This window comes from Streptomyces flavofungini, from assembly GCF_041028215.1.
In the GTDB taxonomy this organism is placed as follows: domain Bacteria; phylum Actinomycetota; class Actinomycetes; order Streptomycetales; family Streptomycetaceae; genus Streptomyces; species Streptomyces flavofungini_B.
Window position 1 is genome coordinate 1 of sequence record NZ_JASKYR010000314.1, and the last position, 8,689, is coordinate 8,689.

The 8,689-nt window shown below is 70.5% G+C and carries 8 protein-coding genes and 1 pseudogene; 5 read left to right on the forward strand and 4 right to left on the reverse strand.

Annotated features, from left to right (window positions below; translation table 11 throughout):
* Positions 1-295: 295 nt before the first annotated feature.
* Positions 296-2,129: pseudogene (locus tag AB8Z36_RS21610) on the forward strand (phosphoenolpyruvate carboxykinase (GTP)).
* A gap of 128 nt (positions 2,130-2,257) precedes the next feature.
* Here AB8Z36_RS21610 and AB8Z36_RS21615 read toward each other — a convergent pair.
* Together AB8Z36_RS21615 and AB8Z36_RS21620 are read right to left on the reverse strand one after the other, a co-directional pair.
* Positions 2,258-2,668 carry an SCO4983 family protein gene (locus AB8Z36_RS21615; protein WP_369215007.1) on the reverse strand — a complete coding sequence of 137 codons (411 nt, stop codon included), beginning with the start codon at positions 2,666-2,668 and terminating at the stop codon, positions 2,258-2,260.
* A 144-nt stretch (positions 2,669-2,812) separates the two neighbouring features.
* The gene (locus tag AB8Z36_RS21620) at positions 2,813-4,024 is read right to left on the reverse strand and encodes a pyridoxal phosphate-dependent aminotransferase (RefSeq protein WP_369215008.1); all 1,212 of its coding nucleotides are present in this window, start codon (positions 4,022-4,024) and stop codon (positions 2,813-2,815) included.
* 158 nt (positions 4,025-4,182) lie between these two features.
* Between AB8Z36_RS21620 and AB8Z36_RS21625 the strand changes: the two genes are divergently transcribed.
* Positions 4,183-5,028: a S1 family peptidase gene (locus AB8Z36_RS21625; RefSeq protein ID WP_369215009.1), complete on the forward strand. Its 846-nt coding sequence runs from the start codon at positions 4,183-4,185 to the stop codon at positions 5,026-5,028.
* 67 nt (positions 5,029-5,095) lie between these two features.
* Here AB8Z36_RS21625 and AB8Z36_RS21630 read toward each other — a convergent pair whose 3' ends face one another.
* The gene (locus AB8Z36_RS21630) at positions 5,096-5,470 is read right to left on the reverse strand and encodes a hypothetical protein (RefSeq protein WP_369215010.1); all 375 of its coding nucleotides are present in this window, start codon (positions 5,468-5,470) and stop codon (positions 5,096-5,098) included.
* Between the two features lie 171 nt (positions 5,471-5,641).
* Here AB8Z36_RS21630 and AB8Z36_RS21635 point away from each other — a divergent pair, with 171 nt between their 5' ends.
* Positions 5,642-5,986: a MerR family transcriptional regulator gene (locus AB8Z36_RS21635; RefSeq protein ID WP_369215011.1), complete on the forward strand. Its 345-nt coding sequence runs from the start codon at positions 5,642-5,644 to the stop codon at positions 5,984-5,986.
* Between the two features lie 293 nt (positions 5,987-6,279).
* A complete protein-coding gene (locus tag AB8Z36_RS21640; RefSeq protein WP_062780821.1) occupies positions 6,280-6,483 on the forward strand; it encodes a cold-shock protein in 204 nt (67 codons plus the stop codon).
* A gap of 258 nt (positions 6,484-6,741) precedes the next feature.
* On the opposite strand, the gene AB8Z36_RS21645 is transcribed toward AB8Z36_RS21640, so the two are convergent.
* Positions 6,742-7,311, reverse strand: coding sequence for a hypothetical protein (locus AB8Z36_RS21645; RefSeq protein ID WP_369215012.1), 570 nt, complete (start codon positions 7,309-7,311; stop codon positions 6,742-6,744).
* 110 nt (positions 7,312-7,421) lie between these two features.
* Between AB8Z36_RS21645 and AB8Z36_RS21650 the strand changes: the two genes are divergently transcribed.
* Positions 7,422-8,689 (forward strand): cellulase family glycosylhydrolase (locus AB8Z36_RS21650; RefSeq protein WP_369215013.1); only part of this gene is annotated, 1,268 nt, incomplete at its 3' end.

The window sequence follows — 8,689 nt, forward strand, 5'->3', positions numbered from 1 at the left end:
GTCATGGCGGAATCGTACCTACGCCTCCGTAAGTCGGACATCAATCGCGCCCGTCCCCGCCTCAGGCCCCGCCCGCCACCGCACCGATCCCCGCTTTCGCACCCGGACCCGGACAAGTGGCGATGCTCACGTCGCTCAGGTGTGAGGCCCTCTGGACAGATGGGCAGTGCCGTCGGATGATCATATGAGTGCGGTCGGCACCGGATGAGCGCCAGAGGGAATTTCCACGTGAAGCGTCCGGGTCGCAGCCCCCACGGGGCATACATCCTCAAAACCCCCTCGATTAGGAGCAATCGTGGCGCGCGACATCGCGGCTCCCAGCACCCTTCCGACCAACACCGTCCCGACCGGCCACCGGGAGCTCGCCTCCTGGGTCGACGAGATCGCCGAACTGACGCAGCCGGACAGGGTGGTCTGGTGTGACGGCTCCGAGGCCGAGTACGAGGCCCTGTGCGAGGAGCTCGTCGCGAAGGGCACGTTCAAGAAGCTCGACGCGGTCAAGCGCCCGAACTCGTACTACGCGGCCTCCGACCCGACCGACGTCGCGCGCGTCGAGGACCGCACCTTCATCTGCTCGAAGCGGGAGCAGGACGCGGGCCCGACCAACCACTGGAAGAACCCCGCCGAGATGCGGGAGATCTTCACCGGCCACAACGGGCGGGGCGGCGTCTTCCGCGGGTCGATGAGAGGCCGCACGATGTACGTCGTGCCCTTCTGCATGGGCCCGGTCGGCTCACCGCTGTCCGCCATCGGCGTCGAGATCACCGACTCGGCGTACGTCGCCGTCTCCATGCGCACCATGACCCGCATGGGCCAGGCCGTCCTGGACGAGCTCGGCGACGACGGCTTCTTCGTCAGGGCCGTGCACACCCTCGGCGCACCGCTCGCCGAGGGCGAGGCCGACGTCCCCTGGCCCTGCAACCCCGTGAAGTACATCTCGCACTTCCCCGAGGACCGCGAGATCTGGTCCTACGGCTCGGGCTACGGCGGCAACGCCCTGCTCGGCAAGAAGTGCTACGCCCTGCGCATCGCCTCCGTCATGGCCCGCGACGAGGGCTGGCTCGCCGAGCACATGCTGATCCTCAAGCTCACCCCGCCGCGCGGCGAGTCGAAGTACGTCGCCGCCGCCTTCCCCTCCGCCTGCGGCAAGACCAACCTCGCGATGCTGGAGCCGACGATCTCCGGCTGGACCGTCGAGACCATCGGCGACGACATCGCCTGGATGCGGTTCGGCGAGGACGGCCGCCTCTACGCGATCAACCCCGAGGCCGGTTTCTTCGGCGTCGCGCCCGGCACCGGCGAGCACACCAACGCCAACGCGATGAAGACGCTCTGGGGCAACTCCGTCTTCACCAACGTGGCGCTCACCGACGACGGCGACGTCTGGTGGGAGGGCATGACGGAGGAGACCCCGGCGCACCTCACGGACTGGAAGGGCAACGACTGGACCCCCGAGTCCGGCACGCCCGCCGCCCACCCGAACGCCCGCTTCACCACGCCCGATCATCGCGCCCGAGTGGGAGGACCCGCGGGGCGTGCCGATCTCGGCGATCCTCTTCGGCGGCCGCCGCGCCTCGGCCGTGCCGCTCGTGACCGAGTCCTTCGACTGGCAGCACGGCGTCTTCCTCGGTGCGAACGTCGCCTCCGAGAAGACCGCCGCCGCCGAGGGCAAGGTCGGCGAGCTGCGCCGCGACCCGTTCGCCATGCTGCCGTTCTGCGGCTACAACATGGGCGACTACATGGCCCACTGGGTGAAGGTCGGCGCGGACAAGGACCAGTCCAAGCTGCCGAAGATCTACTACGTGAACTGGTTCCGCAAGAACGAGGCGGGCAAGTTCGTCTGGCCCGGCTTCGGCGAGAACAGCCGCGTCCTGAAGTGGATCGTGGACCGCCTCGACGGCAGGGCCGAGGGCGTCGAGACCCCGATCGGCATCCTGCCGACGGCCGACGCGCTGGACACCGAGGGGCTCGACCTGGACAAGGCCGACCTGGAGTTCCTGCTCACGGTCGACAAGGAGGTCTGGCGCGAGGAGGCCGCACTGGTCCCCGAGCACCTCAACACCTTCGGCGACCACACGCCCAAGGCCCTGTGGGACGAGTACCACGCGCTGGTGGAGCGGCTCGGCTGAGGCCGCGTACCCCGGACGGCTGAACCCCCGCACAACGGCGTGCGGGGGTTCAGCCATGTCGGGCCGCCGTGGCGTCCGGCGTCGGTGGCGCCCGGTCCGTGGCCTCCCCGGCCGCGGACCGGGGCCGTTCAGGAGGCGCAGACCAGGCGCGTGGCGTCCGCGTGGACGTCCATGCGCTCGGCGGCCAGGATCGCCGCCGCGGTGTCGGCGCGGGAGGCCGCCACGACCAGGGCGCGGCCCGCGAGGGCGTGGGCGCGCTGGTGCAGGGCGGCGAGGTGCGGCTCGTGGATGGCGGCGGCGACCGACGAGCGCGGCGGGAGCGCGCCGTGGCGCAGCCGGGCCACCTGGTCGGCGAGGCGGTCGGCCGCGGCGTCCAGGTCGGCGTCGGGGGCGAGGACGCGCAGCTCGTCGGTGACCGCGAGCAGCGCGGCGAGGTGCCCGGCGAGCTGGATGTCCAGTTCCTCCTCGCGGGAGCGGTGCGGGAAGCCCGCGTCGTCGGCCATCGAATGGACCGACTTGGTGCGGATCGGCTCGTACATGAGATGGCCTCCAAGCTGTCTTGGATACATCCTAGCTTAGATTCCGTCTAAAGTTGAGCCGGGTCCGGACCAGTGTCGGGCGGGGTCCGGACCGGTGTCGGGCGGGGGCCGGACCGGTGTCGGGCGGGGTCCGGACCGGGGGCCTCACGGCTGGCTGTAGCCGTCCAGGAAGTTGCCGATCCGCTTGACCGCCTCCGTGAGGTCCGTCGCCGTCGGCAGGGTGACGACCCGGAAGTGGTCGGGCTCGGGCCAGTTGAAGCCGGTGCCGTGCACCACCATGATCTTCTCGGCCCGCAGCAGGTCGAGGACCATCTGCCGGTCGTCCTTGATCTTGAAGACCTTCGGGTCGAGCCGCGGGAACAGGTACAGCGACCCCTTGGGCTTCACACAGCTCACCCCGGGAATCTGCGTGAGCAGGTCGTAGGCCGTGTCGCGCTGTTCGAGCAGCCGCCCGCCCGGCAGCACCAGGTCGTTGATCGTCTGCCGCCCGCTCAGCGCGGCGACCACGCCGTGCTGGCCCGGCATGTTCGCGCACAGGCGCATGTTGGCGAGGATCGTCAGGCCCTCGATGTAGGAGGAGGCGTGCGCCTTGGGCCCCGAGACCGCCATCCAGCCGACGCGGTAGCCCGCCACGCGGTACGCCTTCGACATGCCGTTGAAGGTGAGGGTCAGCAGGTCGGGGGCGACGGCGGCGGTCGGCGTGTGCGTGGCGCCGTCGTAGAGGATCTTGTCGTAGATCTCGTCCGAGCAGACCAGGAGGTTGTGGCGGCGGGCGATGTCGGTGAGCCCGCGCAGCATCTCCTCGCTGTAGACGGCGCCGGTCGGGTTGTTCGGGTTGATGATCACGATCGCCTTGGTGCGGTCGGTCACCTTGCGCTCGATGTCGGCGAGGTCCGGCATCCAGTCGGCCTGCTCGTCGCAGCGGTAGTGCACGGCGGTGCCGCCGGACAGCGACACGGCGGCGGTCCAGAGCGGGTAGTCGGGCGCGGGTACGAGGACCTCGTCGCCGTCGTCGAGCAGGCCCTGCATGGCCATCACGATGAGCTCGGAGACGCCGTTGCCGATGAAGACGTGCTCGACGTCGGTCTCGATGCCGAGCGTCTGGTTGTGCATGACGACCGCGCGGCGGGCCGCGAGGAGGCCCTTGGCGTCGCCGTAGCCATGGGCGTCGCCGACGTTGCGGAGGATGTCCTCCAGGATCTCGGGCGGGCACTCGAAGCCGAACGCGGCGGGATTGCCGGTGTTCAGCTTGAGGATGCGGTGGCCCGCTGCCTCCAGCCGCATCGCCTCCTCAAGCACGGGGCCCCGGATCTCGTAACAGACGTTGGCGAGCTTCGTCGACTGGATGACCTGCATGGGCGCGAGCTTACGGGGTGTTCCGGCGGTCGGGGGAGCGGATTCCCCGGCCCGCGCCATCGGCGTCGCACTCTTGTCCCCGGGCCGCAATACCTCAACAATGCGCATGACAAAGCCGAAAGAACTTCGGTCACACAGTCATCTGAGGGGACCCCCACATGAAGAAGCCTCTCGTCGGTACGTGTTTCGCCGCTCTGCTCATCGGAGCGACGGCGGCGCCTGCCACCGCCGTGAGCGACGCACCGTCCGCGAAGGTCAAGGCCGTCGATCTCGCGGGGACGGTGGCGCTCAGCAACTGTTCCGGCTCGGTCGTCCGCGTGCCCGGCTCGCAGCCGGGTGACCCCGCGCTCGTCCTGTCCAACGGCCACTGCCTGGAGAGCGGCTTCCCCGCGCCGGGCGAGGTCCTCGTCGACAAGGCGTCCACGCGCAGCTTCACCCTGCTCAACGGCTCGGGCGGACGGCTCGCGACACTCAGGGCCGCCAGGCTCGCCTACGGCACCATGACCGACACGGACATGTCGCTCTACCGGCTCACCAGCACGTACCAGGACATCGAGAGCAAGTACGGGATCAAGGCCCTGGAGCTCGACTCGAAGCGCCCCGCGCAGGGCCGGGCGATCACCGTCGCGTCGGGCTACTGGAAGAAGCTCTACAAGTGCGGCGTCGACGGCTTCGCCTACCGCCTCAAGGAGGGGAACTGGACCTGGAAGGACTCGGTCCGCTACACCTCCGCCTGCCAGACCATCGGCGGTACGTCCGGCTCCCCGGTGATCGACGACCAGACCGGCAAGGTCGTCGCCGTCAACAACACCGGCAACGAGAGCGGCGGCCGGTGCACGGACAACAACCCCTGCGAGGTCGACGAGAGCGGCAAGGTCACCGTCCGCCAGGGCATCAACTACGCCCAGCAGACGTACCAGCTCGTCCCCTGCGTCGGAGCGGGCAGCAAGATCGACCTGAACCGCGCGGGCTGCGGACTGCCGAAGCCCTCCGGGCTCCGGTGACCTCAGCGCTCGGCGTGCGCGCCGTCCGGCTCCCCCGCGCGGGGGGCCGGACGGCGCTTGCGGTCGGCTAGTTGTCGGAGTAGCTGAGGTCTCCCACGCTCCAGGCGCTGACGTCCAGGAGCGGGATGCGGTACATCCCGCCCGTCTCGGGGAGGCCGAGGCTGCCCTGGAGGATGCGTGCCAGGTGGAAGTGGAGATGGGTGGGCCGTGCGCGCTCGGGCGGCGGGCCGGAGCCCGCGTCCGCCTCGAAGACGGAGGCGAAGGGGCCGAGCCGGTCCGAGTCCTTCAGGACTTCGGCGACCCGCCGCCGCCACAGGGCTTCCGGAGCCAGGCGTCCGGTGATGACGGCGCCGGCCACGACCACGGTGAGGGACATCTGATTGCTGTGCTCGGACTCCACCAGGGAGGCGATGTCGACGAGCAGTTCGTCAGGCTTCGACATGACCGATGAGCCTACCGAGGCGGAGCGCGGCCCGCGTGCCCGGATTCCTGTTCCTCCGTCTCCGAAAATCTACCGCGGTTACGGTAGACATGCCGTTTCGCCGTGCTTAGGGTTCCTTGGCCCGGTGTCATACGGCAGCGGGCTCTTCGACATGCTCAGGAAAAGGTGCAGATGCCCTCAGAGACCCTCACGCACGGCCCCGACCGGTTCGATGACGACGACTATCCCGCGTACACCATGGGCCGCGCCGCCGAGATGATCGGCGCCACACCCGGATTCCTCCGGGCGGTCGGCGAGGCGGGCCTCGTCACCCCGCTGCGGTCCGAGGGCGGCCACCGCCGCTACTCCCGCCATCAGCTCCGCATCGCCGCGCGCGCCCGCGAGCTCGTCGACCAGGGCACCCCGATCGAGGCCGCCTGCCGCATCGTCGTCCTTGAGGACCGGCTCGACGACGCGCTGCGCCGCAACGAGGAGCTGAGCGGCCCCGCCGAGCGGGCCGAGGGGGCGCCATCCTGAGTCCGCGGGCTCATATCTGTTCCGGCAGATACAGAATTTCGCCCGATGCGCGATGAGGGTTTATCCGCCGACCGGCGGAGCGATATGAAGAATCCTGCGTCCTCGCGGTGGCCGTGCTAGTGTCATTTTCAGTTGCAGTTGTGGTTCCCAGAGACTTCAAGTGCTCCAGTCGACTTTCCTGTTGTCGACGGGGCACTTCGTATTGCCGGTCTGTCCGGACGGGGTAATCATCGCGGCGACGCGGAGTCCGCACAGTGTGGACTCCACGGGCACTGCCCCGAAGGAGATATGACATGGCCAACGGCACCGTGAAGTGGTTCAACTCGGAAAAGGGCTTCGGCTTCATCGAGCAGGAGGGTGGCGGCGCGGACGTCTTCGCCCACTACTCGAACATCGCCACCCAGGGCTTCCGTGAGCTGCAGGAGGGCCAGAAGGTGACCTTCGACGTCACGCAGGGCCAGAAGGGCCCGCAGGCCGAGAACATCCTGCCTGCCTGACGCTCGCGTGTACTTCAGGGCCGGGGCCCGCACCCAAGGTGCGGGCCCCGGCCTTTTTGTTTTACGGGGCACTGCCCTTGCTTGTCGCCCGCCTGTTGCTTGCCAGTCGCTTGCCTGTCGCTTCCCTGTCCGGTGACGCACGTCCGGGCGCGCTCCGGAGAATTCGCCGCCGAATACAGGTTTAATTCCCTTGGGCCGGAATTCCGCGATACGCGCGGCATGGGCATCCGCATCCGCATCGGCATTGGCGCGAGCGGCTCACGGTCCACCCCTGGCCGCCGAATGCGCGCGGACGTCCGGACGCCGTTGCCGGAGGCCGAGCGCCGCGAGACCCGGCAGCCACCCCAGCGCCACGCCCCACAGAGCGCCGAACGCCGCCCCCGTCAGCGGCAGCGCGAGCCAGCCCCACGAATCCGCCTCGACCATGCGGGCCGCGGCCAGACCGCGCCAGGCACCCGCGACGGCGGCGCCCGCGATCAGCGCCGTCCAGCCCGCGAGCAGGCGGCGCCCCCGCCCCGCCGCGGGGCGCCCGCGCAGATGGCGGCGGGTTCTCGCCGCCGCGACGGCCACCAGGAGCCMCCCCGTCCCGCCCAGCGGAGTCGCCCGCAGCCCCGGCAGCGCGAAGGGCACACCGAGCGCGCTCGGCACCACCGACAGGCCCGCCCGCGCGGTGAAGGCGGTCAGCAGCGTGCCACTGCCGTGCACCAGGACGAGCAGCAGGCAGACCCCGGCCACCACGACCGTGCCGTCGGCCCGGGCGCGCAAGGCGTAGGCCCGACTGCGCAAGGCGTCGGCCCGGGAACGCAGTACGTCCGTCCTCATCCGCATGGCGCGTCACTGTAGGACGCGTCGAACCAGGCCGACAGGGTCCGGACCGAGAAAAAGTGAACAATGCTCAGGTCTGTTCTCCCACGGATCGCCGCCCTACCATCCGCCGCATGAGACCCCCTGCCGCCTGGCGCACGTGGGCCGTCGGATGCGCGGTGCTCGCCGTCGCCGCCGCCCTCCTGTACGCCGTGGGACCGAAGGGCGCGGGCGCCGCGCGCGCCGACACCGCGAGCGGCCACCGGTGGATCACCGACCGGCAGGGCCGCGCCCTGGTGCTGCGCGGCCTCTCGACCGCGAGCAGCGCCAAGTCGGCCGCCGACGGCCTGCCCTGGATCAAGGAGGAGGACGTCGCCCGCGAGCGGCGTGCCCTCGGCACCAACTTCGTGCGCTTCCTCCTCCAGTGGCGCAAGGTCGAACCGGCCCCGGGCGCGTACGACACGGCGTATCTGGACCGGGTCGCCGAGCGCGTGCGGTGGTACGGCGAACGCGGCTATCACGTCCTGCTCGACATGCACCAGGATCTGTACGGGCCGGGAACCGGCGGGAACGGCGCCCCGAAGTGGGCCACCCGCACGGACGGCCTGCCCTCTGCCGCCACCGACCCCTGGGAGCTCGGTTACGCGGAGCCGGGCACCGTCCGCGCCTTCGACCGTTTCTGGGGGACGGCCGAAGGGGGCCGCGACCTGCGCGCCCACTACGCGCGCGCCTGGCGGGCGGTGGCGGAGCGCTTCGCCGACGACGACGCGGTCATCGGCTACGACCTGATGAACGAACCGTGGGGCGGCAGCGTGCAGGGCCCCGCCTTCGAGGCCGGACCGCTCGCCCGGCTCTACGAGGACTGCGTCGGCGCGATCCGGGAGGTCGACCGCGACCACTGGCTCTTCGTCGAACCCTCCGCGATCGGCGCCAACTGGGGCTTCGCGACCGGCCTCCCGCGCCTTGACGACCCGCGCGGCGACGGCGACGAGGCCCGTATCGCGTACGCGCCCCACCTCTACCCGCTCCCCATGGACCTCGGCGGCGGCTACACCGGCGACACCAGGAGGCGGGTCGACGCCTCGCTGGCGTCCTGGCGCGAGCAGACCGAGCGGACCGCGCGGCGGCTCGGGGCGCCGGTGGTCATCGGCGAGTTCGGGCTCGACGTGGGGCTGCCGGGGGCCATGGAGTACGTGGAGAAGGTGCAGCGCATGGCGGACGAGATGGGGGCGGGCATCGCCTACTGGTCCAACGACCCCGGGCCCTGGGCCCCTTGGGACGCGGAACTCAGGCCGACGGCGCTGCTGCCGGTCCTCGACCGGCCCTCTCCCCGGGCGATAGCGGGCGACCCGGTCTCCTACCGGTGGGACGCCCGCGCGCGGGAGCTGACCGTGTCGTGGAC